A 25,561-nucleotide genomic window follows, 5' to 3' on the forward strand; every position below is an offset into this window, starting at 1 on the left:
ACGAATATAATACCATACGAGCTGAAATAGTTTTATTTGATAAAATAACTTAACGAAAAGCTAAGCACCTGGTTTTTGGTTTTCAGGTTTACGCCTGCATCGTCGTTTGATAGGTTGGCTAAGCCAAGGCCATAATTAACGTTTATAGCAAAGCCCTGGCTAAACTGGTAGCCTGCCAAAAAGTTAACACCGTAGTCGGGATTTTTAACATCGTCTGAGGTGCTGCCGAAATGCACGGTTTCTTTAGTTCCGTCAGCATCGGTTCCGCTTGCTGATATGCCGTAACCAAAGTAAGGGCCGGCGCCAAAAAATACTTTCCCTTCGCCGGCTGGAACTTTATACAGAAAATTTACCGGGATCTCGATGTAATTTAAAGTGGCTTTGCTGGTGCCGCCTTCAGATGAGCTTTTTCCGCCCTTAGTGCTAAATAATACACCTGGCTGAAAGGAAAAATTATCGGTGCCTATATCGACCAGGCCGCCGATATGAAATCCGACCAATGATTCGGTTGATACCGAGCCACCTGTTGCAGAAACTGTAAGTTTCGACGAGTTGATGCCGGCTTTAATGCCAAAAGTTGTAGTTGTTTGGGCAAAAGTTGCCAGGGAAGCCACACAAAGGGCTACAAGTAAAAGTGTTTGTTTCATGATTAATTTAGGTTGTAAAATTTAGGTTAAATAATTACATCAAAACTAATTATTTAATTTAATAAAAGAAAATATTGTCCCTGCAAGTATTCATTAAGGGCGATTAGCAAAACCCGCGACTATGTGATCCGAAATATCTTTCATGCATTTGAAATGTCCGAGCGGGCATTTTTCAAGACCGAATTTGGAGCACGGCCGGCATGAAAGGTCTATACCGATAACCTCGGCGTCTTTTACCATGTAAGGCTGAACACCTAATAATTCGGGAACCGTTCCTCCCCAAATTGAACCTATGGGTTTATCAAACGCTTCGGCAATGTGGGTTAACCCGGTATCGAACCCAAGTATTCGGGTCGCTTTTGAAACCAGGAAAGCGGATTCATCGAGCGTAGTGATGCCGCAGGCATTATAAATACTCCCGCCAATAGCAGCTGCTATTTCATTACCGTTTGCTTTTACATCCTCGCCGCCCAATAGCACGATGGGGCGATCGATTTGCCGGCAAATACTGATGATTTTCTCGTTGGGCATGCGCTTGGTAAAGTGGGTGGCCCCAATAACAAATGCGATATAATTGTCCCGATGAGTTGCGGGTAGTAGTTTATTGAGATCGTGCTGCGCTTTGATATAATAGTCGATGGGTTTGCCATCATTCGTTACGCCTAAAAACTTAACCGCTTTCAGGTAACGTTCAACCAGGTGGATGGGTTCCACCAGTTTCAACCTGAATTTAAGGCTTAACCACTTACGTACGGGCTGTTTTTTATAGGTTGATGATTTGATCCCGGTCCTTAATTTTATGATTGCAGTGCGCAGGTTGTTATGCAGATCGATAATAAGATCGTAACCTTGGGCTTTGATCTCATCGATGGTTTGAGACAATTCAGGCTCTAACAATAGTAATTTATCTACGTAAGGGTTATCGTCGTAAATGTATTTGAATGCAGGCTTGGTGAGGAAGTGTACCTTGGCGTTCGGTAATTGTGTTTTAAGACACCGCACCACCGGCGTGGTATAAATGATGTCGCCCATCGAACTGAACCGGATGACCAATATTTTCATAAGCTCAGCTTACCTGGTTCCTTATTTTTTGGATTATGGAGGTGGACGAGTAACCTTCAACAAAGTCGATCGTTTTTACGTCACCACCGTTGGCTATAACTTCTTTGCCGCCTACGATGTTCTCAACAGCATAGTCCGCTCCCTTCACTAAAACATCTGGCAAAAGCTCTGTAATCAGATTTAGCGGCGTATCCTCGCCAAACAATACTATGGCATCGACAAAGAATAAGGCAGCCAGTAGTGCGGCACGACTGTTTTCATCATTAATAGGGCGACCTTCGCCTTTAATTCGCCTTACTGAGTTGTCGGAATTTAGGCCTATTATCAGCTTTTCTCCTAACTCAGCTGCCTTAGCTAAATAGGTAATATGGCCAATATGCAACAGATCGAAAACACCGTTGGTGAATACAATTTTCTTGCCCTCGCTTTTCCATGCGATAACGGTGGCCTTCAGCTTTTGAAGATCACTTATTTTATCGAGCAGTTTTTTTTCGATGTCGTGATTCATGCTGTTAGAAAGAATCGTCAGCCGCCTTGCACAGGATATGCCCGATAAGGATATGCATCTCCTGTATCCTGGCTGTAACATTTGATGGTACAATAATATTCAGATCGCAAAGGTTGTTCATTTTGCCGCCATCCCTTCCGGATAAACCCAGCGTATGGCACCCTCTTTTCTTTGCCGCTTCAAATGCATTTAATATTCCCTGGCTATTGCCGCTGGTAGATATACCAATGAATAAGTCGCCGCTACGGCCAAGGGCTTCAACCTGTCGTGAGAACACATGGTCGTAACCATAATCGTTGGCTATAGAGGTGAGGGCAGAAGTATCTGTAGTCAAAGCTATCCCGGGTAATGCCCGGCGGTCGCGTACAAACCGCCCGCTAAGTTCGGCAGCAATATGCTGGGCATCAGCGGCGCTGCCGCCGTTGCCTGCTATTAATATTTTGCAATCATTTTTCAATGCCGAAACCATCATTTCACAAGCCTTTCCGATATCACTTTCCAGTGTATCGATCACTTTTTGTATCAATTGCTGATGGTCCTTTAATTCTTCAATTATCATGTTTTCAGTCATTGGTCAACCGGCATTAGTCAATCACTAATTACCAATATCGGCAATAATTTCATCAATTCTAGTTGTGGCGCTGCCTACGCGCCGTATAACTATAGCTGCTGCATGGTTAGCCAGCTCGCAAGATTCTTCAATGCTCAGGCCCGAAGCTATAAAATAAGCCATCGTAGCTAAAACCGTATCGCCGGCGCCAGTGACGTCAAAAACTGCGGTAGCTTTGGTAGGCAGTAACTTGTGGGTAAGTTCATCTAATATGATAATGCCTTCGTCCGACAGGGTAACCACCAGGTATTCGGCACCGGTTTGCTGCAGAACGATCTTCGCAGCTTTTTGCAGATCATCCATGTTTTTGATCTGCCCGGTTTTGGCGGCTTCTGCCAGTTCCTTGCGGTTGGGTTTGATAATGAATGCGCCTTTATATTTTCCGTAATCATACCCTTTCGGGTCGATGATCACTTTTTTGCGCTTGCTTTTTGCGAGCTCTATAAGTCGTTGAGTAAATCCTTCTGAAAATAGGCCCTTGCCATAATCTGAAAAAAGCACAATATCAGCTTCATTGATGTAATGATCCAGTTTATCAGCCAGTTCATCTTCAAGTTCACTGCGGATCGGGTCGGTTATTTCCCTGTCCACGCGTACCAATTGATGACTTCCCGCCAAAACCCTGGTTTTTACGGTAGTTGGGCGACTGGCGTCTTCAACAATCGCGTCGGTTTCCAAACCTTCGGCAACCATGATCTCTTTCAACCGCATACCAAATGAGTCGTTGCCGGTTACGCCGCTCAGGGTTACTTTAGCACCTAAAGCAACTAAATTTTGTGCCACGTTAGCCGCGCCGCCGAGCGTGGTGGATTCATTTTTGACATTGACGATAGGCACCGGCGCCTCGGGTGATAGCCGCGTCGCATCGCCCCAAATATAGTGGTCTATCATCAGGTCGCCTATGACCAGGATAGCAGGCGGTTTTTGCATTTGTTGTATGCGACGTACTTTTTCTACCAGCATTTCAGGCTATTACTTTATTCTTTTTCGTTTCAAAAACTTTCTTTATCTCTTCCAATGTAAACGCATTCAGGCACATTTCCTTATTCAGGCCACCTTTTCTTGCTGCCAATACGCCATAATGCATATCCAGGAAGCCTTCGTTACGGTGTGCATCCGGGTTGATGGATAGCATAACGCCTTTATCTAAAGCATATTGGTGCCAGCGCCAGTCCAGGTCGAGCCGTAGCGGGTTAGCATTAACCTCTATTATCACACTATTGGCAGCGCAGGCATCGATCACCTTTTTGAAATCGAGATCGTATCCTTTCCTGCTTAAAAGCAACCGCCCCGTAGGATGCCCGAGTATGGTGGTATATGGATTTTCTACTGCTTTTATCACACGGGCAGTTGCTTTTTCCTTTTCCATTTTCAGGTTCGAATGTACAGAAGCTACAATAAAATCAAACCGTGCTAATATTTCGTCGGGATAGTCCAGTGAACCATCGTTCAAAATATCCGATTCGATCCCTTTAAAAATATGAAAGCCGTTTAGCTTTTTATTCAGGCTATCTATTTCTTCATGTTGCTGTAAAACCCGTTCTATGCTCAGACCCTTGGCGTAAAACGCGCTGCGGCTATGATCGCACATGCCCAAATACTCCAGTTTTAGCTGGTCGCGGCAATAAAGGGCCATTTCTTCCAGGGCGTTCACGCCATCGCTCCAGGTGCTATGATTGTGCAGGGTGCCTTTGAGATCAGTATAGGTGATCAGTTCAGGAAGATTATTAACAGCAGCCTTTCCAATAAATGTATCGCCTTCGCGTAGTTCAGGCGGCATCCATTGCAGCCCCGCTTTTTCATAAATGGCTTCTTCGCTTTCGGCTTGCTCAATATCACCGGTCAGCCTGGCAGTCACCGCCCCAACATGCTCAATGGTTCCGGTTTGTTTGAATAATTCGGAATAGAATGACGAAGCTGCTGTAGCATCGATCCGCACCAACAACTTATTTTCCGTTTCTCCTTTAATTCCGGTTTCGTTTTCTGAAATATCAAGGAAAAGCGCAGCTTCGGTCAGCGCCTTTATTGCTCCTTGTATATCTGGTGTGCCCACCAAAAAAGAAAGCTCGGTAATGATCTCGCTACACCGGCGGTACTCGCCTGTGAAACTGACTTTGGCGCCCGGTAAAAGCGATCCTATCTTTTTAAATAATTCATTGGCTTCAGCCTCAACTCTTGCGTAAAGGAACTTGCCATTGCTGGCCATCCGGAACTCAATGACTTTGGCTATCTCTTCCTGCGTTTTCAGGCCAAAGCCTTTGGCCTCTATCAGCCTGTTCTCGTTACAGGCATAATACAATTCGCCAACGGTTTCTATACCCAGGTCTTTCCAAATCGTAACGATCTTTTTGGGGCCAATGCCTTTGATCCCCAGCATTTCGACAATCCCTTCGGGAGTAGCAGCCAAAAGAGTTTGCATCTCTCCAATATGCCCGGTTTCGAGCAGCTCAACAATTTTCCCTGCGGTGCTTTTGCCGATTCCGTCGATCTTTTCCATCTCGGCAGGGCTTTTTTTCGCAATAGGGAAGGGCAGTTTATCTACTTTGAATGCAGCGTTGGCCAACGACTTTATCTTGAACGGGTTTTCATCGTGCAATTCCATCAGCTGCGATAAAAGTCGGAGGGTACGGGCTATTGGTTTATTTTCCATTGATCGGGCCCGTAAAAGTACAAATTGTTCGTTGATGATAGTTCATAGTACATGGTAAAATTGCGACCGGGCTCAAAATTGAACCAAATGCAAATTAACAACCTGCAAGTACTATGATCTATGAACCATGATCTATTTGCTATCGAATAACAATATCATAAGGCATGCGCATTTGTGGTGTACGCATCATTTGGGTAATGCCCTTTATTTGTTCGTAGTAACGGTAATTTTCACCAAGTTCCGATTTTACAGCCTTTGTACGCATTTCAGCGCTCATATTGCTCCCGAATTTGCTGAAAATGCTTTTCTGATCGGGGTAGGCGTCTACCACATAGCCTTTAATGCCAGCTTTTTTAGCAGCAGACTTAATGGCGTCGTTGATATTACCCAAACGGTCAACCAAACCTATCTTCACGGCCTGGGTGCCGGTCCATACGCGGCCCTGCCCAATGCTGTTGATATAAGCCTGTGTCTTATGGCGGCCGTCGGCTACGGCTTTGGTAAATTCGTCATAGCCCCGGTTCACGCTGTTTTGCAGAATAAGTTTTTCCTCGGGCGAAAGCGGGCGGCTTACGTCGCCCAGATCAGCAAATTTACCTGTTTTTACCCCGTCGAATGTCATACCGAGTTTATCGTTGAATAATTTCTGAAGATTGGGGATGATAGCGAAAATACCTATAGACCCGGTTATTGTATTTGGTTCGGCAAAGATGGAGTCTGCAGCGCAGGAGATGTAATAACCGCCCGAAGCCGCCAGGTCGCCCATAGAAACTACGATAGGTTTTACCTGTTTGGTGAGCGCCACTTCGCGCCAGATCACATCCGACGCAAGGGAACTGCCGCCCGGCGAATTAACGCGTAGTACCACAGCTTTTACTTTATCGTTGAGCCTGGCCTTACGGAGCGATTCCGAAATCCTGTCGGAGCCGATCGTATTGTCGTCACCGTCCCCGCCTTGTATCTCGCCCGAGGCATAGATGATGGCGATGTGGTTTTTGGTATCTTTTTTATCGTCAGATTTGTTGCTGCTTCCAGTGTAATCGGCTATATCGACATTATTCAGGGAAGACTTTTTGCTGACATCGGTACGTTCTTTCAATTCGTCCAGTACCTGGTCGCGGTATTTCAGCCCGTCAACCAGCTTATATTTCAAAGCATCTTCTGGAAATTGAATTTTTAAATTATTCGCAATGCTAAACAATGAGTCCTTATTTACCTTTCGGGCCTCGCTGATACCTGAAAGAAAATGGTCGTACAGCGATCCTAGATAGGAGTTAACCTGCATCCGGTTGGCATCGCTCATTTTGGTAAGAATAAACGGTTCTACAGCGCTTTTGTAGGTTCCAACCTTGATAACCTGGGCTTCGATACCCAGTTTATCCAGCGTACCTTTCAGGAAGGTGATCTGTGAGCTGAAACCCCTGAATTCAAAAATGCCTTTTGGATTGATGTAAACCTTGTCGGCAACCGACGCCAGGTAATAAAATCCCTGGGTATAAACTTCGGAATAGGCGACAACAAATTTTCCTGATTTTTTGAAATCGATAAGGGCGTTACGGATCTCTTCGGTAGTGGCCTGGCCTGAAAGCATGTAGCTTTCATCTAAAAAAATACCGCGGATGTTGTCGTCGTGTTTGGCCCTTTTGATATTGGCCAGTATATCATTGAGCCCGATGGCCTTGTCATTTTCAAGGCCAAGCAGGTCGGCTATCGGGTTTTTGGGTGTGCGTTCAGGAATTGCGTTGTTGAAATCGATGTGGAGAACAGAATTTTCTGTAACTTCAGTATGTTTATCACCATTCGCCGCTGCCACTATCAAACCAACAATTATTACGATAAAAATAATGCTGGTTAAAATTATCCCCACCATCGTGGCGAAAACAAATTTGAAGAATTGTTTCATTAAATATTTTAAATCTTTTTATCTATGCAAACTTAGCAATTCGATATATATAATGTTAAGAGGTTAATCTATAATATTTGTTACAACAATGATTGATGTTTTTTTGCTTTTAGGAAGCAACCTTGGCGACCGGCAGGCATTTTTAAGCAATGCACGGGACCACATAGAAACCGATGTAGCGCCCATTATATCAGTGTCTTCCGTTTACGAAACACAATCGTGGGGTAAAACAGATCAGCCAGATTACCTTAACCAGGTGCTTTATTTAAAAACTGACGTGCCTGCACGGGTATTGCTTGAAAAAATACTCCATATCGAAATGCTTATGGGACGGAAGCGGGAAGAAAAATGGGGCTCGCGGATCATCGATATCGATATATTGTTTTATGGGCAGGAAATCATCAGTGAAACCGATCTTAACATACCGCACCCTGAACTGCATAAGCGAATGTTTACGCTGGAACCATTGAACGAGATAACGCCTCATTTTATTCACCCGGTGTTAAATAAGAGTATTTTTGAGCTCAAAAGCGAACTTAAAAGCGATTTGCACGTAAAAAAGTTATAATTTTGAAATTCAAATAACCTAAAGTACATATACCCATTGAGCCAGGATATTGATCTTTCTTTCTTGTATGAAATTGCCGACGGGAGCAATGAGTTTATTATCGAATCCATCGATATGCTTTTGCAGCAGGCGCCAGAATTGCTCGGAAGTATTGACGATGCATTAAAAGCACAAGATTGGCCGGGTGCAGCGGCAGCGGCGCATAAATTGAAACCGTCTATGGGTTTTTTCGGTATGCTGATCTCGCAGGAGCTGCTTCAGGAAATTGAAGCGCTATGTAAGGCAGGCGCAAGCGATCCGGGTGCTATTGCTGAAAAATTCGACCAGGTGAGTAGCCTCATCAACGCCAACATGGTAGAACTTACACGCGTAAAAGCGGAAAAAGAAGCCGAACTTTAAACTTTCTCTATTTTAAAGCTATAACTTTCCATAATCAGGTTAGCCAGCAGGTTTTTGCACGCCTGTTCCACTTTTGCATGTGCAGTTTCTTCACTGTCTGCCTCTATCTCAAGCGAGATATGCTTACCGATGCGAATGTTTTGTATCTCAGCAAGGCCCAGGTTTTTCATACTTCCTGTTACTGCTTTACCTTGCGGATCGAGTATTTCCTTTTTGGGCATTACGTCTATTTCGGCCTGGAACTTTGTCATTTTAGCTTTGTGTTTTACCTGGTAATGATAACTGTGCTGCGCGGCTATTTGTTTTTTTGGTGACCGCTTATCACCGTATCATGGGAAAATTTGAATTGAATAATAGATAGCGTGATATACATTAGTATGATCACCGGTACCGCGGCAAATTTAAAAAATAGTATCAATATTGCCGAGAACAGCAGTAACAAATACCGATAAATATTCTTGTTAAAATCTGTGTTTTTGAATTTCAGCGACATCAGGGGCAGCTCGGCCACCAGTAAAGTGCACATAACGATAACCAGCACTGCCAGGATATATTGGTTCAATATATATCCCGAAAATTCAGGATGGTGGTCCAGTATCAGTGGGATAGAAGCTATCAGTATAGCATTCGCAGGTGTAGGCAGCCCGATAAAAGAATCGGCCTGGCGCGTATCATTGTTGAATTTGGCTAACCTGAGTGCCGAAAAGACAGCGATTAAAAATGCAGCAAAATTCAAATAGGGGCCTATCCCCTGTATTTGCGGCGATTGCAGGAAAAGCTCGTAAAGGATAGCTGAAGGCAAAAAGCCGAAGCTTACCATATCAGCTAACGAATCGAGATCTTTGCCAATGCCTGAAAACGATTTTAGCACGCGGGATGCAAATCCGTCAAAAAAATCAAAGATAGCCGCAAGGAACAAAGCATACGCTGCGAATATCAGGTTTTCCTGGAATGCAAATACAATCCCTACGCAGCCGCTAAACAGGTTAGCACAGGTAATGGTATTGGGCAGGTGCTTGCTTATGCGCTTATTCATTTTAGGCCCGAAGGTATCCAGCTTATATTAAGTAATTATGAAATCACAGGAAAACACCCATGATTTCATAACCTCAAAAGTATTAAGAATTCATCGAGATTAGGAATTCTTCGTTGGTTTTTGTGCCTCTTATCTGGCTCTGCAAAAATTCCATCGCTTCCTGCGAGTTCATGTCGGCCAAATGGTTGCGCAGTATCCATACGCGCTGCAACGTTTCACGGTCAAGCAGCAGATCATCGCGGCGTGTGCTGGATGCGGTAATATCAATGGCAGGGAATATACGCTTGTTGGATAATTTACGGTCGAGCTGTAGTTCCATGTTACCGGTACCCTTAAATTCTTCGAAGATAACTTCGTCCATTTTCGAGCCGGTTTCTGTCAGTGCAGTTGCAATGATGGTGAGCGAGCCCCCGTCTTCAATGTTACGCGCAGCACCAAAAAAGCGCTTCGGTTTGTGCAACGCATTAGCATCGACACCACCTGATAATATTTTGCCCGAAGCAGGCGCTACGGTATTGTAAGCGCGTGCAAGGCGGGTAATTGAGTCTAACAGGATAACCACATCATGACCGCATTCAACCATGCGCTTAGCTTTTTCGAGTACGATATTCGCTATCTTCACATGGCGCTCGGCAGGCTCATCAAATGTTGACGAAACCACCTCGGCGCGCACGCTGCGGGCCATGTCGGTTACTTCCTCGGGACGTTCGTCTATCAGCAGGATGATCAGGTAAACTTCCGGATGGTTTTTCGCAATAGCGTTGGCCACATCCTTCAGTAACATGGTTTTACCTGTTTTTGGCTGCGCCACTATCAAACCGCGCTGGCCTTTACCGATAGGCGAGAAGAGGTCCATGATACGAGTGGAATAGTTGCCCATATCGGTAAACAGTTCCAATCTTTCGGACGGGAACAGCGGCGTTAAGTGGTCGAAAGGAACGCGGTCGCGAACCTCGGCAGGCACGCGGCCATTAATGGCTTCCACACGTACCAGCGGGAAATATTTTTCACCTTCTTTCGGCGGGCGAATGCTGCCGCGAACGGTGTCGCCGGTCTTTAGGCCGAAAAGTTTTATCTGTGATTGCGATACGTAAATATCGTCGGGAGAAGTAAGGTAGTTATAGTCAGACGATCTTAAGAACCCATAACCATCGGGCATAATTTCAAGTACGCCTTCGTTAACGATGACATTGTCGAAATCGAGATTGATTGCTTCCTGGTTTTTTTGCTGATTAGGATTTTGCCCGTTGTTAAAGCGGCGCTCAAATTTTTGCGGGCGGCTTTCAGCACCAACCTCTTCAGATTTTATAGCAGTTTCTGCGGGCTCCTGGCTGGGTTGCCCGGTTGCTGCAGGTACAAAAGCAACTTCCTCATCAGCCTCCTCGGCTGCCGGGGTTTCATCGTCAGCCTCGTCAAACAGGTTGGTATCGTCCAAAGGGACCTCGACCCGTGGTTTGCTGCTGGCTGATTTGAGGGTACGTGTTCTTTTACGGGGTTTTTCGGCAGCCGTAGCTTCAGGTGGAGCGTCGGCTGGTTTAGTTTCTGAATAATTTTGGGCTACTATGGCTTGTTGCTGCCGGGCAACTTCTATCAGTTGTTGTTGTTCTATTATATTGCTTATCAGCTGAGCTTTCCTGAGTTCTTCAGCCTCAGCAATACCTAAGCTTTTTGCAATGTCACGCAACTCGGACACGAGTTTGTCGTTCAATTCTGATGTATCAAACATGGGATAAATTATAGTTCAAAAGGAATATACTTTTAAGAGAAATTAACTTGCAGCTTGCCTTGCAATATCTAAAAATTAATGAGTATGGTGGAATTTTAAATTGTTTCTTTAGTGCAAGAAAAATTCAAAGGATAACGCTGCAATTTTACTCATAAAAATTCAGAAATCAAAAATTTTGAAAAAATATCTTTTATCAGTTAACACTTAGGTTATTTTTTAGTTTTTTTGACCTTCGAAAATAAATTTTCCCGTAAATGCTTTCGCGTCAGCAGTTAATCCAGCAGATAAAACAAAAGAAATCTTTCCTGTGTGTTGGTCTTGACACCGATATTGACAAGATACCTGCATTTTTAAAGGAATATCCTGATCCGTTGTTCGAATTTAACAAGCGCATTATTGATGCTACGCGCGACCTTTGTATTGCTTACAAGCCCAATGCTGCTTTTTACGAAAGACATGGTGTCGCTGGCCTTCAAAGCCTTATCAAAACAAGCGAATACCTGCCTAAAGATTGTCTTAGTATTATCGACGCAAAGCGGGGAGATATCGGCAATACATCGGGCATGTACGCCAAAACTTTTTTTGATAAAGACGCAGCAGGAATGGATTTTGATGCTATAACCGTGGCTCCCTATATGGGTAGTGACAGCGTGACCCCTTTCCTGGCATTTGAAGGTAAGTGGGTAATCATCCTGGCGCTAACTTCGTCTGTTGGCAGTAAGGATTTTCAATACCTGGACACCGGTAATGGTCCGCTTTATGAAACAGTGATACAAAAGGCCAATACCTGGGCGGGCGCCGATCGTATCATGTATGTTGTGGGTGCTACCAAAAGCACCGAGTTTACCAATATCCGGAAATATGCGCCCGACAATTTCCTGCTTGTGCCCGGTATAGGTGCGCAGGGTGGGAGTTTGGAAGACGTTTGTAAATATGGTATGACCAAAGATTGCGGGCTCATCGTCAATTCCTCCAGGGCTATCATCTACGCCTCTGATGGAAAGGATTTTGCTGAAGCGGCGCGGGCCGAGGCGATGAAAGTTCAGCAACAGATGGCAGCGGAGCTGGAAAAAGCCGGGGTAGTTTAATTGAGAACCAGGATTGGAAAGACTCACGAAATTTTCAAAACTTCGAAAGTTTCCTGCAACTCCTGATTCTTTTAAACTTCCAATTTCCCTTCAATCGAATCATCCAGAGTTTTGCCGATGGCCGCGCCAACCATCATTTTCAAAAATGCAACCGCGTTACCGTGTTTATTGTCCCAATAGTAAGCCTCTGAAGGTTCTACCCTGATAACGGAAATACGCGGGTCGTCCTTGCCTCCGGTGAACCAGGTTTTCATAATAGGCTCCCACATTTCCTCTATTTTTTGTTTGTCCTTGCTGACGCTGGCAATCCCGTAAAGATTTAGAAAATCGGAATGTGGTGAACCCTGGAAAAGCAACTGAACAAACGGGTCGGTTTTCAGTTCCATGTCCTTATTGCTATCATCGGCGCTTAGAAACCAAAGATTTCCATCATCATCCACTTTTTGCACAGACATTGGGCGGGTTGAAAAAGGAATGCCGGTTTTAATGTTGCTGCAAAAGAAGCAGGTGGAAGTTTTGCCAACCAGTTCTTTTATTTTATCGATGGCTGCGGTTCCTTCTAAATTTTCGATGTTTTCTTCTATTTGCTGTTGATTAATGCTGTTCATAATAGGATGTTTATTGGTTAATGTCTATTATAAACCCGCGGAAAAAGATATTGTGTGAAAGGATATGAATTAAACAATATAGTTTTAAATCAGGCAAAAACCATCATCCGCTCAGGATATTTCATGGCGTAGTTTGAAACCATGTTCCGTATATAATCATTGCCGGGATAGGGGGTAAGGTGGTTTTTAAGCTGGTCCAGACTATCGGCGTCAAAGTAATGGGAAATATAGCCCATCCCGTAAAACTGACCTTTTTCAATCAGTATGCAGCTATGCTCGTCGTTCCGCCGGCCTTCATCGCGTATAGCAAAAGTCGGTAAAGTGTCCCTTAATTTATCAATGGCCCACTGCACTTTTTGGTTGTAGCTGTCGGGGTTTTCTATGCCTTCACAAGCACATACATGCCCCCCGGCGCCCGTACAAGGCTCATGGTTGGTTTGTATAAAACACAATTTCGGGCAAAGCTCAAAATCGTCTATTAGCCGGGTTAATATATTACGGCCGTCGAGCAGCGAATTGCAGGTGTACAGCGGGGCGGCCATTTTACGTCGTTTGTCGACCGCCAAACGCATGTAGCCGCGCTGGTCCTCGAAAGCATAAATGCCATAAGCATGTTCATAGCGTTTTAGCGACCGGTTATACTTTGGCCACAAGCGTTTGATCTCTATCGCTTCCAGCACAAAGGCAACCAGTTCGGTGCCGCAGTCCTGGAAGGAGATGTGATGAATGTTTCTGAGAAATTCCTGGCGCTGGTAGCCTGCATTGTTCCCGCTGAAGTGGCTTGCTACGCGCTTTTTTACATTCCTTGCTTTGCCCACATAAATTACTTTTCCCTTTTCGTCATGGAAGTAATAAACACCGGGTGCGTAGGGTAAGTTGTCAATATCCTGCTTAGGTAGGTTAGGTGGCAACACCTGTTCGCGCGAACGCTGTTTCAGCGCCTGAGTAATGTGATTTTCCGAATCATTCTGCAGCAATAGCGAAAATAGGGTAGCCGTAGCTTCGGCATCGCCGGCGGCACGGTGACGGCTGTCATTTTCGATACCGAGATAATGACATAATTTGCCGAGGCTATAAGAAGGCAGCCCTGGCATTATTTTACGCCCCAGCCTTACGGTGCAAAGCTTATTGCATTGCAGATCGTACCCGGCCACCTGCAAATGGTGGCGGATAAAGGAAAAATCAAAATTGACGTTGTGTGCAACAAATATTTTGCCGTGCAGCAGGTGATAAATGTCTGCCGCCACGTCTTCAAACGGCGGGGCCGTTTGCACCATTTCATTGGTAATGCCTGTCAGTGCGCGGATGTACACCGGAATATCCCTTTGCGGATTTACTAAGGTACTGTAACGTTGTGTTACCTTATTGCCATCGTGCAGGCATATCGCTACCTCGGTAATGCCGTTTGCGTTGGCATGCCCCCCTGTAGTTTCGATATCCACAATGGCGTACATAGGGCCAAATTTAGTGATTTTTTAAAGTCCGAAAGACCGCATAAGTCAGAAAGTCCGAAAGAAAGTTAACAAAAAAGACCCGGCATTTAACCAGGTCTTATATATCTTTCGGGCTTGCGGTCTTTCCGACTTGCTGACTAACCTATTTCTTCTTCCCCTGTACTTGTTGCTGCTGGCGCATCATCTCTTCCATACGTGCCTGGAAACCGGTTTTCTTTTTCTTCTCTTCGGGTTTCTTTTTGTTTTCCTGTATCTGGGCATGTATCTTTTTGTCATCTACCATCAGCCTGATGAGGTATTGCTGCGTAAATGTCAGCATGTTCGCCAGGAAGTAATAGTAGTTCAAACCAGCCGGATAATTGTTCAGCGTAACCAGGAAGATAATAGGAGTGATGTAACCAATATATTTCATCTGGCCCGTAGCGCCTGATATCTGGTTGTTAAAATAAGTATAAACCAGGGTAGATATGGTCATCAGCAAACACATTAAGCTGAGGTGACTCGTACCGAATATAGGTGAAAAAGTGATAACCGAATCATAGGTTGAAAGGTCATGCATCCACAGAAAGCTTTGTCCCCGCAGTTCAAACAAACTTGGGAAAAACCGGAAAAATGCCAGCACTATCGGCATTTGTAATAATAAAGGTAAACATCCGCCCAGTGGGTTAACGCCGGCTTTTTTATACAATTTCATGTATTCCTGCTGTAGCAGGGTGGGGTTATCTTCGCCAACCTTGGCCTTTATCTCGTCCATCTCCGGCTTCAGGATACGCATCTTGGCCATAGATAAATAGGACTTATAAGTGAGCGGCGACAGCACCAACTTCAAAATTAACGTGAGTGCAAGAATAACAAGGCCGTAATTCCAGTTGAATTTTTTCAGCAGGTTAAAAATAGGTATTGTAGCAAACCTGTTAATATATTTCAGGGGCCCCCAGCCAATGTTAACGATCTTTTCCAGGTCATTACCCTGATCTTTTAGCAGATTGTATTGGTTTGGCCCAAAATAAAATTCCAAAGGAATGCTGCCATCTGTGCCGCGGGTAAATACCAGGCTGGCTTTCATCTCTTTTACGTCGGTAGCGCTGTTTACATCGGTATTTACAGCCATGTCCGATTTGTCGATAGCCCCCTGTTTCGCTATCAGGACATTAGAGAAGAAATGATCTTTGAATGCTACCCAATCTAATTTTTTATCGGCAACCGTCTTTTGGTCATCTTTTGTATCCCCAAAATCGTTTATCTCATCTTCAGAATTTTTGTAATAGATCTCAGAATACTGCCGCTCCTGCTTCATATCCATTTCCTGTTTATGGAGGCTGGCAGACCAACCCAGGTTGAGGGTATTGCTATTGGCTATTATATTATCGAGACCTGTAGTTTTGATAGTAAGCCCTAATTTGAACCCGGTGCCTTTTAACGAATATATATAATCAATATATTGTGTAGGGCTATAGCTCAAACGCATAGTAAGCGACGACGAGTCCTTTTCGGCTACGGTAAACCCTTCCGAAGTTGATGTGAAATAGAGGTCGGTGGTGCTGATAGGCTTGTCTTGTGCCCTGAAAGTCAATCCGAAAGCATTTTTGTCGCCATCAAAAAGGATGAGCGGTTTTTTATCGAATGTCTTATGATTTTTAAGTTCGACGGAGTAAACACGCCCACCTTTAGTGCTTAATTTTACGCGTAGTTCCTGGTTTTCAATGGTGACGAATTTTTCGGTACCCATAGAAGCCGTTCCAAAAGGAACACCTTTTAAGGCTGTTGTGTCAACCTTTGCTGCGGTTTTTGAAGTATCGGCTTTTAAGGTATTAGCCGGTGTTTTTACGGTGGCTGCGGCTACCTTTTTTAGCGAATCCTGTAGCAGTTTCTCCTTTTTTATCTCGGCGTCGGAAGGCTTTAACAAAAAGTAAGAGCCTATCACTATTAAAACTATCAGGAAGAAACCTGTGTATGTATTTTTATCCATTTTATTGTTATCGTACTTTATTACTTCCTGCGGGCATACTCCAGCGAAGCGGCGACAAAGTTAACAAAAAGTGGGTGAGGATTAGCAACTGTTGATTTTAATTCGGGGTGGAATTGCCCACCTACAAAAAACGGGTGTTTCTTTAGTTCTATAACCTCAACCAGGTTGTTATCCGGGTTGATGCCGGAAGGTATCATACCGGCCTCTTCGTATTGCTTAAGGTACTTATTATTAAACTCGTAACGGTGGCGATGACGTTCGCTTATATGTGTTTTGCCGTAAATTGCAGCAGCTTTACTGCCTTTCTTTAATTCGCAGGCATAAGCGCCAAGGCGCATGGTGCCGCCCTTGTTCTTGATTTTTTTCTGCTCCTCCATCATCGCGATAACGGGATGCGGCGTATTTTCGTTCATCTCGGTACTGTTGGCATTTTTTAAGCCAAGCACATTTCGGCCGAATTCGACCACCGCACATTGCATACCCAGGCAGATGCCAAAGAATGGGATATTATTTTCGCGTACATAACGTATCGCTTCAATTTTTCCTTCAAATCCGCGCTCGCCGAAACCGGGTGCAACCAGCACGCCATGCACGTTACGCAGGCGTTCCACAGCATTTGCCGGCGTCAGTTGTTCCGATGGGATATATTCCACCCTTACTTTGCACTCATTTTTTGATCCGGCGTGAATGAACGATTCTGTGATGGATTTATAAGCGTCGGGCAGCTCTACATATTTTCCTACCAAGGCTATGCGTACTTCTGACGTAGGGTTTTTTAACCGTCCCAAAAAATCTTTCCAACTCTCCAGGTCGGGCTCAGTAGAATGTGATAATTTTAATTTGGTCAATACGGTTTTATCCAGTTGCTCTTTCAGCATCAGTAACGGAACATCATATATTGTCGACGCATCGATCGATTCAATAACGGCGTTGATATTTACGTTGCAGAAAAGGGCTATTTTTTTGCGGATGTCTTGGTTTATAGGGTGTTCGGTGCGGCAAACCAGGATGTCGGGTTGTATCCCGTATTCCAGCAGCATTTTAACGGAGTGCTGGGTTGGCTTGGTCTTCAGTTCGCCCGCAGCGGCCAGGAAGGGTATCAGGGTTAAATGGATAACCAGCGAATTGCTCGACCCAATTTCCCAGCGAAACTGGCGCACAGCTTCGATATACGGCAGCGATTCGATGTCGCCTACCGTTCCGCCTAATTCGGTAATTACGATATCATAATTGCCGCTTTCGCCTAAAATGCGGATGTTTCTTTTGATCTCGTCGGTAATGTGCGGCACTACCTGTACGGTTTTACCCAGGAAAGCACCTTCGCGCTCTTTATTGATCACGTTCTGGTAAATACGGCCGGTAGTAATGTTGTTGGCCTGGGAAGTAGGGGTGTTCAGGAAACGCTCGTAGTGCCCAAGGTCCAGGTCGGTTTCCGCACCATCTTCAGTTACATAGCATTCGCCATGTTCATAAGGGTTCAACGTACCCGGATCAATGTTGATATAGGGGTCGAATTTTTGGATGGTTACGCGATACCCGCGGGACTGGAGGAGCTTGGCTAACGAGGCTGAAATAATGCCTTTACCTAACGACGAAGTAACGCCGCCCGTCACAAAAATGTATTTAGTCATGATGATCAGTTGTATTTAGTACCGGTTTTTATGCCTGTACCGAATGTTTGTGTACGGGATACAAAAGTAGGAAAAATAGTTGGATTGGTTGTAATTGTTGAAAAGGTTGTGAGATGTGGAAATGTTGTCGGAACTATGATTGTTCTTGAACTATGGTTGTATTGATTTTTTGACGGACTGTGATTCGCAACATTATCGCTGCCACCCGAGTCATAGCTTTCATTCAATCATTCAAGTCAAAGTTCAGACAATTTCTCCAGGTCTTCCGGCGTATCTATTGCATGGGTTTCCAGTTCGGTTTTGGCAACTTTAATGCGGTAGCCGTTTTCAACCCAGCGCAGTTGTTCCAGGCTTTCGGCTTTTTCCAGCGATGATATGGGTAGTTTGGTTATCTGCTGCAATACATCGGCCCGGTAACCGTAAATGCCTGTATGCTTATAGTAAGCGAAGTGGTTTAACCAGTCAGCCTGTTCGTGCCCACGGATATGCGGCAGGGGAGAGCGTGAAAAATAAATAGCTTCTGAATTTTTATTGAGGATTACTTTAGGTGAATTAGGGTTAAACAGTTCTTGCTCAGTTTGTATTTTTTTGACTAACGTGGCTATCTGTGTATCAGCGTTATCGAAGCATAAGGCGACATTGCTGATCTGTTCCGGGTTGATATAAGGCTCGTCGCCTTGTATGTTGATGATAATATCGAACTCCGGGTATTTCCCGGCTACCTCTGCGCAACGGTCGGTGCCGCTTTGATGTTCAGTCGAAGTCATCACGGCCTTGCCCCCAAACCCGGTTACGTGGTAATAGATGCGTTCGTCATCCGTGGCTACGATCACATCAGTTAATAAATGGCACTTTTTTGATTGTTCATAAACCCGCTGTATCATGCTTTTGCCGGCAATATCAACCAGCGGCTTACCGGGGAAGCGGGTGGATGCGTAGCGGGCGGGAATGATGCCGAGGATTTTCATGAGTTACGAATTACGATTTTGAATTACTATTTGAAGATATCCGTAAATCGTAATTCTAAAATCTAAAATTAAAATAAGCCGTTTATTTCCCTTTCAATCTTCTCGACTATAGTCGCCATGTCTTCGGTATTGTTGGCGAAATCCAGCTTGTCCTTATCTAATACCAATAATTTGCCCAGCTTGTAGTTTTTTATCCATTTGTCGTACTTATCATTTAGTTTGGATAAATAGTCGAGCCGGATGCCTATCTCGTATTCGCGGCCGCGGCGGTGTATATTATTAACCAGGGTAGGTACCGATGCTTTAAGGTAAACCAGCAGATCTGGCGGTTTGATGAACGACGTAATATTGGTGAATATAGCCTCGTAATTTTCGTAGTCGCGGGTTGTCATCAGGCCCATATCGTGCAGGTTTTCGGCAAATATGTAGGCGTCTTCGTAAATGGTGCGGTCCTGGATGATGTCGCGGCCGTTTTTTTGAATATCGATGATCTGTTTAAAGCGGCTGTTGAGGAAATAGATCTGCAGGTTAAAGCTCCAGCGTTTCATGTCGCTGTAAAAATCCTCGAGGTAAGGATTGTTATCCACCGCTTCGTACAGGGGCGTCCACCCGTAGTTTTTTGCCAGTAATTCGGTGAGCGTAGTTTTCCCGGCGCCGATATTTCCTACAACTGCTATGTGCATCCTTTAGTTCATGGTTGATGGTGGATGGTTCACGGAACCAAAATTCAGTTAACTAATCTGACGAATATACATTTTTTGGTTCATAGATAATAGTTGATGGTTCATTGCTGCTGCTTGTCAATTGGTATTTTTACTATGAACTATCATCTATGAACTATAAGCTATCAGAAACTCCGGAAACCAATGATCTCTCTTACTTCCTTAATGGTTTTGGAAGCGCTTTCCCTTGCTTTAATAGCACCATGGCGGGCAACCTGCCTTAAATAAGGCGCATCGGCAGCAATGGCGTTTATTTTTTCGCGGATAGGGGCGGTGGCTACTATCATATCCTCGGCCAATTGTTTTTTCAGGTCGCCATAGCGTATCTGGCAATTGTTGTATAGCTTGTCAAAATACTCGTAAGTATCGGTAGTAGAAACTACCTTCATCAGGTCGAACAGGTTTTGGATCTCGACAGGCTTTTCCTGATTTTCGACGGTTGGGCCGCTGTCGGTAACCGCGCGCATAACTTTTTTGCGGATAACTTCCGGCTCGTCGGCTAAATTCACAACGTTAGCATCGCCCTCGGATTTGCCCATTTTACCTTTGCCGTCAAGCCCTGGAATTTTTACCAGTTTATCGCTGAAATTGAAAGCATACGGCTCGGGGAAATATTCTTTGTTGTACAAGCGGTTAAAGCGATTGGCAAAGGTGCGGGCCATTTCCAGGTGCTGCTCCTGGTCCTTTCCTACAGGCACTTTGGTTGCTTTATGGATGATGATATCCGCTGCCATTAAAACAGGATAGGTTAGCAAGCCTGCATTAACGTTATCCGGTTGCGCACGCACTTTATCTTTAAAAGAGGTGCTGCGTTCCAATTCGCCCAGGTAAGCATTCATGTTCAGATACAGGTACAACTCGGCAATTTCCGGCACATCCGACTGGATATAGATCGTCGCCTTTTCGGGGTCGATACCAGCCGCCAGGTACTCCACCAAAACCTGTTTGATGTTGCCATGCAGGTCGGCAGGGGTAGGATGGGTAGTTAACGAATGCAGGTCGGCAATAAAAAAATAGCAATTATACTCGTGCTGCATTTTTACGAAGTTTTGGATAGCTCCATAATAATTTCCCAAATGCAATTTCCCGGTTGAACGAATACCACTAACGACAGTTTCCATAATGGGGCGAAAGTAAGGATTTTTTATATTTTTGGTACCGATGAAATTGATATTGAAGAAGGCGCATGCACATTTCTACAGGCTTGCTGTAGGTCTCTTCTACATGATATGTTATCCTTATCTCTATTTCCTGGCACGGAACCCGCGGCGGTACCGGTCCATTGTCAGGATGCGGCGCGTTATCGCTACTGTAAGTTCGGCTATTGCCGGGATATTTTACCATTTTGAATATGAGGTGCCCATCGACTGGAATAAAACTTACGTGGTATGCCCCAACCATGCAGCCAGTATCGACATTTCGGCCATGTGTGCCATGATCAGCGGCGATTGCAGCTTTATGGGAAAAGAAGAGTTAAGCGAAAGTGCCGTTACCAGCTTGTTTTTCAGGACGATAGATGTTCCCGTTAACCGCGAAAGTAAAATGTCGGCCTATCGCGCTTTTAAAAAAGCTGCCGAAAAACTGGTTGAGGGAACGACAATGATCATCTTCCCCGAGGGAGGTATTGCTGACGATTACCCGCCCCGGTTACAGCCGTTCAAGAACGGGCCGTTCCGGCTGGCTATTGAGGCTGGCGTGCCTATAGTGCCGGTAACGATAACCGACGCATGGCATATATTGTGGGATACCGGCCTGAAATTTGGCAGCAGGCCGGGTATTTGTCATATATTTGTTCACAAGCCGATAGAAACAGCGGGAATGAACCCTGATGACGCGGATGCATTAAGAAACAAAGTTTACGACATCATCAATCAAAAATTGACTGGACATGACCATTGATAAGGAAACGGTAGATAAGGTGGCCCATCTGGCCAGGCTGGAATTGGCGGAGAGTGAGAAAGAAGCCATGATGGAGGATATGGGCAAGATACTGGATTTTATGGCCAAATTGAACGAGGTCGATACATCTGGCGTGGAACCTTTAGTTTATATGACCGATGAGATAAACGTGCTGCGGGAGGATGTAGTGAAACAGGAAATAACCCATGAGGAGGCTTTGAAGAATGCGCCAAAGCATGATGAGAATTATTTCCTGGTTGCTAAGGTGATCGAGAAGTAAGTCGGCAAGTCCGAAAGTCCGCATAAGTCCGAAAGTCAGATTTGGGATACTATCAGGACTTTTGGCTAAAAAAGATTGTAACATTTACTGCCACCTTACAGTCAAAGCAAATAAAAACGGATGGAGCCATTAATTACTATTAAAGATATCGGGCGTAAATATGTGATAGGTGCAGAGACTATTCATGCGCTTAAATCGGTATCCTTAACCATTAATAAAGGTGAATTTGTAGCCCTGATGGGCCCTTCCGGATCAGGAAAATCTACCCTGATGAATATTCTCGGATGCCTCGATACACCTACCAAGGGCGATTATATCCTTAACGGAACCAACGTGAGCCACATGACCGACAATGAACTGGCCGATGTGCGCAATAAGGAAATAGGCTTTGTATTCCAGACTTTCAACCTGCTGCCGCGTAACACGGCGTTAGATAATGTGGCTTTACCCTTAATATATGCAGGTATAAATAAAGCAAACCGGCAGGACCGCGCTAAACATGCTTTGGAAAATGTAGGCCTGGGTAATCGTATCGATCACAAACCAAACGAACTTTCGGGTGGGCAGCGCCAGCGCGTTGCAGTGGCAAGGGCCCTGATCAATGACCCGTCTATCATTCTTGCCGATGAGCCTACCGGTAACCTCGATACCAAGACATCCATAGAAATTATGGGGCTAATGGAAGATATTCACGCAAAAGGCAATACCATCATCTTAGTGACACACGAGGAAGATATTGCCCTGCATGCCCACCGCATTGTGAGGATGCGCGATGGCCTGATCGAGAATGATTATGCTAATCCGAATATTCAGCGGGTGCAAAGGCATACCGAACCTGCTTAACAATGGAATTTTATGATGTATGATGGCTATCTGACAAAAAAATGATATTTTTACCGTGATAAAAAGCCAGCATCACAATTGTATATTTCCCTCTTAAAGAGAGCCTTTTTATTTGCTTTGTTTGCACTGTTTGGCCTGTGTGCAACTGCGCAAAGCAATACTTACCTTTATACAAATATTGAGGGTTACCAGGCTTTTTTAGCGCAGACCGCATTAGAAAACACATCGGGCCTAAACAAGAAGCTGCAAAAACAATACAGCAAGATCATTGAAGAAAAAAATTCTGCATTGATAAAGCAGCTAAATGAAAAGGGCTTTCTTTTCGATACCCAAGCATACCCGTACCTTAATTCCATTTTAAACAACATTCTTGAAAAGAACTCGCTGGATAAAAGCCGGTATCACTTTTTTATCGACCGGTCGGCCGAGGTTAACGCTTACAGTTATGAAGATGGAACCGTCATTTGCGACCTTGGTTTGCTTGGTATAATAGAAAACGAAGATCAGCTGGCTATGGTATTCTGTCATGAACTTGGGCATTGCCTGCTGCAGCACTGCAATAAAGCTATCGTAGCACAATTGGAGAAGCTTAATTCGCCCGAGTTTTTAGCCCGCGTAAAGGCAATAAAAAAACAGCGTTACGGTGTTAATACTCAGTTGGAGGGATTGCTAATGGCTGATGTATTCGACCGCAGAAGGCACTCGCGTTCGCAGGAACGGGCGGCAGATTCGTTGGGAATGATCTTGTTCCGCAATACGGGTTATAGTGGTAAAAATGTCGCCCGGTTGTTCGATCTGCTCGATTCAGCTGAAAATAAAACTACAGCATGTACCATAAAAGAATTTTTTGACCAGGAAAAAATGGACCTGGACACCGGCTGGTTTAAACCGGTAAAGCAAATGAGATTCGGCGGGAATGAAAAGAAGGAAACAGCGGATTCGTTGAAAACACATCCCGACTGTGCAAGCCGTAAAGCGATCATGCTGGCTTCGTTCAATGATAATCCAAAGCCCGGAGCGGAATTTGTTACCGGAAATATCTCAAGGCTGTCAGCTATTAAACGAATAGCCCTTTTTGATGAAGCCGCTTATTCGAAGGAAAAAGATAATTACGGATTTTATTTGTACCAGCTTATAGAAAACGATGCCATCTTTCCATCAGATAATAACATTAAAACGGCAATATTTGAAACACTGGTTTCACTCTGTAAGTATCAGCGCTCACATATCTTGTACACGGTGGTAAACAGTCCGTATGCTACAGATGATGACAAAGACGAATATGCCAAACTGCTGCAATTATTGGATAGAATAAGCCTGGATAAGTTGATCCGTATTACTTATATTTATTACAATAACAATAAAGCTTTAATCACAGCCCCCAAACAAACTATTAACGATTACAACACCCTAAACAATTGATCATGAGAATAAAACTCGCTATTATGGCCCTTATGCTGTTAAGCTTTAAGGGATTTGGCCAGGATGCATCCAAAGCATTCGACGGCGTAAAGGACATCACGCTACGTAATATTGGCGTCATTAAAAAGAATAATGTGATTGAAGGATACTTCAGTTTCTACGAATTTGACAAGGTTGACAGGAAAACTGTACTATACCGGCTAAACCTGGTTGACGCTAATCTGAACGATTTGGGTGCCAAAGATATACTCGGACCTAAAGAATGGGAATTGGTTAGCAGCGGATTTGACGGCAACAATTTTTGTTTTAAATTTTGGGATGAAAAGACAAAAACGATTGAATTAAAAGTTTACGATCAGCAAGCCAAAGAAATTTCTTCGAGCACCATAAAGGTAAATTATAAACCAACCGGCGGCGATTATCAGAAGTACAGTTCAATGGCTACTCCCGAAATAAACATAGCCAATAATAATGGTTTTGTCGATTATGTATTTAATGACCCCAATAATGCTTTTATCGTTAGCTATATAAACGGGAATACAAAAAAAGTGTGGCAGCAAACCTATGAGCCTGAAGGGAAATCCAAAGTTATGATCCCCGGGTATCTGAACGCAAACGACGATGTGATTTTGACCGGAGTATCACGGGTTGAGAAGGGAATGTATAATACAAAGACTGATCATTCCATCCTGGCCAACAGCACAGCAGACGGACACGTCTTATTTGATATGTCGACCGAATTCGGAGACAATCATGTTGTACCAATTAATGCAATTTTTGAAAAAGATAAAATTGTAATTGTGGGACTGAACTATAAAACGGCAAAAACCTATACAACCGCTCCGGATGGTTTGGCGTTTATTGAAGTAGATAAACAGGGAAAGCTTTTGAAAAGCAATTTTAAAACGTTCGAGGAATCACTGGGAAAATATTTGCCAATTGCTGATCACCGTTTACAGGATGACTATTATATCTACATTCATGACATTGTACGCACAAAAAATAACACCAATATTGTTGTGGCCGAGAAATTTAAAAAGGGTACAGATGCTGGTGGCATAGCTATGGCGGCATTTTCGGCATTTGCCCGGAGCACAGCGGGCGGGCCTATCAAACTGCAGCTTGAAAATATGGTTGTTATGGAAATTGATATGGATGGCAATGTATTACAAGCGCAGGAGATACCCAAAGGCAAGACCAGTACGGGGCACTTCCCGTCTTACATAGGCCTAATGTCCCCATATCTTTTAGCTATGGCCGCCGAATCGTGGGGCTGGATGGATTATATGTACACGTTAAAAAATGAAGATAGTTCAGAGTTGACGTTCAGCTTTATTGATCATGATAAACTCGATGCCGATGCAAAAGCAACCGATAATTTTGGGCAGATAAAGTACAAGGATGGTAAATTTAGTTCTGATAAAATTCCCATCAAAAATGAAAAAGCGGATCTTTCACACTTGTTCCCGGCGAAAGCTGGTTATGTTATGCAGTTTAATTATTTTAAGAAACAAAAGAAACTGACGATTAACCTGATCAAACTGAATAATTAAGGCGTGAGCTGTTAT

At 44.2% G+C, this 25,561-nt stretch carries 25 protein-coding genes; 8 read left to right on the forward strand and 17 right to left on the reverse strand.

The window, feature by feature from the left end:
- Window positions 1-32: 32 nt before the first annotated feature.
- The 7 genes from VL525_RS03280 to sppA form a co-directional block, all read right to left on the reverse strand.
- Window positions 33-647, reverse strand: a complete 615-nt coding sequence (locus VL525_RS03280; protein WP_325383273.1) for a porin family protein — start codon at window positions 645-647, stop codon at window positions 33-35.
- Between the two features lie 93 nt (window positions 648-740).
- Window positions 741-1,709 (reverse strand): glycosyltransferase family 9 protein, encoded by a 969-nt coding sequence (locus VL525_RS03285; protein WP_325383275.1) that lies wholly within the window; start codon window positions 1,707-1,709, stop codon window positions 741-743.
- 4 nt (window positions 1,710-1,713) lie between these two features.
- Window positions 1,714-2,217 (reverse strand): D-glycero-beta-D-manno-heptose 1-phosphate adenylyltransferase, encoded by a 504-nt coding sequence (gene rfaE2 / locus VL525_RS03290; RefSeq protein WP_325383277.1) that lies wholly within the window; start codon window positions 2,215-2,217, stop codon window positions 1,714-1,716.
- Window positions 2,218-2,221: 4 nt separating this feature from the next.
- Window positions 2,222-2,788: a D-sedoheptulose 7-phosphate isomerase gene (gene gmhA / locus VL525_RS03295; protein WP_414684723.1), complete on the reverse strand. Its 567-nt coding sequence runs from the start codon at window positions 2,786-2,788 to the stop codon at window positions 2,222-2,224.
- Between the two features lie 24 nt (window positions 2,789-2,812).
- Entirely contained in the window at window positions 2,813-3,790 is a 978-nt protein-coding gene (gene rfaE1, locus VL525_RS03300) for a D-glycero-beta-D-manno-heptose-7-phosphate kinase (protein WP_325383281.1), read from the reverse strand.
- Between the two features lies 1 nt (window position 3,791).
- Entirely contained in the window at window positions 3,792-5,477 is a 1,686-nt protein-coding gene (locus tag VL525_RS03305) for a helix-hairpin-helix domain-containing protein (RefSeq protein WP_325383283.1), read from the reverse strand.
- Between the two features lie 139 nt (window positions 5,478-5,616).
- Complete coding sequence (gene sppA, locus VL525_RS03310; RefSeq protein ID WP_325383285.1) at window positions 5,617-7,380, reverse strand: signal peptide peptidase SppA; 1,764 nt, start codon at window positions 7,378-7,380, stop codon at window positions 5,617-5,619.
- An 88-nt stretch (window positions 7,381-7,468) separates the two neighbouring features.
- Between sppA and folK the strand changes: the two genes are divergently transcribed.
- Together folK and VL525_RS03320 are read left to right on the forward strand one after the other, a co-directional pair.
- Complete coding sequence (gene folK / locus VL525_RS03315) at window positions 7,469-7,948, forward strand: 2-amino-4-hydroxy-6-hydroxymethyldihydropteridine diphosphokinase (RefSeq protein ID WP_325383287.1); 480 nt, start codon at window positions 7,469-7,471, stop codon at window positions 7,946-7,948.
- A 36-nt stretch (window positions 7,949-7,984) separates the two neighbouring features.
- Complete coding sequence (locus tag VL525_RS03320; RefSeq protein ID WP_325383289.1) at window positions 7,985-8,347, forward strand: Hpt domain-containing protein; 363 nt, start codon at window positions 7,985-7,987, stop codon at window positions 8,345-8,347.
- Here VL525_RS03320 and purS read toward each other — a convergent pair.
- The 3 genes from purS to rho all read right to left on the reverse strand — a co-directional run bounded on the left by purS (window position 8,344) and on the right by rho (window position 11,109).
- Window positions 8,344-8,598, reverse strand: coding sequence for a phosphoribosylformylglycinamidine synthase subunit PurS (purS, locus tag VL525_RS03325; RefSeq protein WP_325383291.1), 255 nt, complete (start codon window positions 8,596-8,598; stop codon window positions 8,344-8,346). The two genes, VL525_RS03320 and purS, sit on opposite strands and share 4 nt — an antisense overlap.
- Before the next feature lie 44 nt (window positions 8,599-8,642).
- Window positions 8,643-9,383, reverse strand: coding sequence for a CDP-alcohol phosphatidyltransferase family protein (locus tag VL525_RS03330; protein WP_325383293.1), 741 nt, complete (start codon window positions 9,381-9,383; stop codon window positions 8,643-8,645).
- A gap of 82 nt (window positions 9,384-9,465) precedes the next feature.
- On the reverse strand, window positions 9,466-11,109 hold the full coding sequence (rho, locus tag VL525_RS03335) for a transcription termination factor Rho (RefSeq protein WP_325383295.1): 1,644 nt from the start codon (window positions 11,107-11,109) through the stop codon (window positions 9,466-9,468).
- A gap of 254 nt (window positions 11,110-11,363) precedes the next feature.
- Here rho and pyrF point away from each other — a divergent pair, with 254 nt between their 5' ends.
- The gene (pyrF, locus tag VL525_RS03340; RefSeq protein ID WP_325383297.1) at window positions 11,364-12,197 is read left to right on the forward strand and encodes an orotidine-5'-phosphate decarboxylase; all 834 of its coding nucleotides are present in this window, start codon (window positions 11,364-11,366) and stop codon (window positions 12,195-12,197) included.
- A 71-nt stretch (window positions 12,198-12,268) separates the two neighbouring features.
- Here the strand turns inward: pyrF and VL525_RS03345 are convergent, their stop codons facing one another.
- The 7 genes from VL525_RS03345 to trpS form a co-directional block, all read right to left on the reverse strand.
- Window positions 12,269-12,805 (reverse strand): pyridoxamine 5'-phosphate oxidase family protein, encoded by a 537-nt coding sequence (locus VL525_RS03345; RefSeq protein ID WP_325383299.1) that lies wholly within the window; start codon window positions 12,803-12,805, stop codon window positions 12,269-12,271.
- Between the two features lie 89 nt (window positions 12,806-12,894).
- Entirely contained in the window at window positions 12,895-14,259 is a 1,365-nt protein-coding gene (locus VL525_RS03350) for an exonuclease domain-containing protein (RefSeq protein ID WP_325383301.1), read from the reverse strand.
- A 142-nt stretch (window positions 14,260-14,401) separates the two neighbouring features.
- Window positions 14,402-16,228, reverse strand: a complete 1,827-nt coding sequence (yidC, locus tag VL525_RS03355; protein WP_325383303.1) for a membrane protein insertase YidC — start codon at window positions 16,226-16,228, stop codon at window positions 14,402-14,404.
- A gap of 20 nt (window positions 16,229-16,248) precedes the next feature.
- Window positions 16,249-17,859: a CTP synthase gene (locus tag VL525_RS03360; RefSeq protein ID WP_325383305.1), complete on the reverse strand. Its 1,611-nt coding sequence runs from the start codon at window positions 17,857-17,859 to the stop codon at window positions 16,249-16,251.
- Window positions 17,860-18,095: 236 nt separating this feature from the next.
- Window positions 18,096-18,827, reverse strand: a complete 732-nt coding sequence (kdsB, locus tag VL525_RS03365) for a 3-deoxy-manno-octulosonate cytidylyltransferase (RefSeq protein WP_325383307.1) — start codon at window positions 18,825-18,827, stop codon at window positions 18,096-18,098.
- Window positions 18,828-18,895: 68 nt separating this feature from the next.
- The gene (locus VL525_RS03370; protein ID WP_325383309.1) at window positions 18,896-19,510 is read right to left on the reverse strand and encodes a deoxynucleoside kinase; all 615 of its coding nucleotides are present in this window, start codon (window positions 19,508-19,510) and stop codon (window positions 18,896-18,898) included.
- A gap of 164 nt (window positions 19,511-19,674) precedes the next feature.
- Window positions 19,675-20,670, reverse strand: a complete 996-nt coding sequence (gene trpS, locus VL525_RS03375) for a tryptophan--tRNA ligase (protein WP_325383311.1) — start codon at window positions 20,668-20,670, stop codon at window positions 19,675-19,677.
- 40 nt (window positions 20,671-20,710) lie between these two features.
- Between trpS and VL525_RS03380 the strand changes: the two genes are divergently transcribed.
- The 5 genes from VL525_RS03380 (at window position 20,711) to VL525_RS03400 (ending at window position 25,546) form a co-directional block, all read left to right on the forward strand.
- On the forward strand, window positions 20,711-21,448 hold the full coding sequence (locus VL525_RS03380; protein ID WP_325383313.1) for a lysophospholipid acyltransferase family protein: 738 nt from the start codon (window positions 20,711-20,713) through the stop codon (window positions 21,446-21,448).
- On the forward strand, window positions 21,438-21,728 hold the full coding sequence (gene gatC / locus VL525_RS03385) for an Asp-tRNA(Asn)/Glu-tRNA(Gln) amidotransferase subunit GatC (RefSeq protein ID WP_325383315.1): 291 nt from the start codon (window positions 21,438-21,440) through the stop codon (window positions 21,726-21,728). The genes VL525_RS03380 and gatC overlap by 11 nt, the downstream gene beginning before the upstream one ends.
- Window positions 21,729-21,848: 120 nt before the next feature.
- Window positions 21,849-22,571 carry an ABC transporter ATP-binding protein gene (locus VL525_RS03390; RefSeq protein WP_325383317.1) on the forward strand — a complete coding sequence of 241 codons (723 nt, stop codon included), beginning with the start codon at window positions 21,849-21,851 and terminating at the stop codon, window positions 22,569-22,571.
- Between the two features lie 78 nt (window positions 22,572-22,649).
- On the forward strand, window positions 22,650-23,993 hold the full coding sequence (locus VL525_RS03395; RefSeq protein WP_325383319.1) for a M48 family metallopeptidase: 1,344 nt from the start codon (window positions 22,650-22,652) through the stop codon (window positions 23,991-23,993).
- 2 nt (window positions 23,994-23,995) lie between these two features.
- Complete coding sequence (locus VL525_RS03400; protein ID WP_325383321.1) at window positions 23,996-25,546, forward strand: DUF6770 family protein; 1,551 nt, start codon at window positions 23,996-23,998, stop codon at window positions 25,544-25,546.
- Window positions 25,547-25,561 lie beyond the last annotated feature (15 nt).

This window comes from Mucilaginibacter sp., from assembly GCF_035492695.1.
GTDB lineage: Bacteria > Bacteroidota > Bacteroidia > Sphingobacteriales > Sphingobacteriaceae > Mucilaginibacter.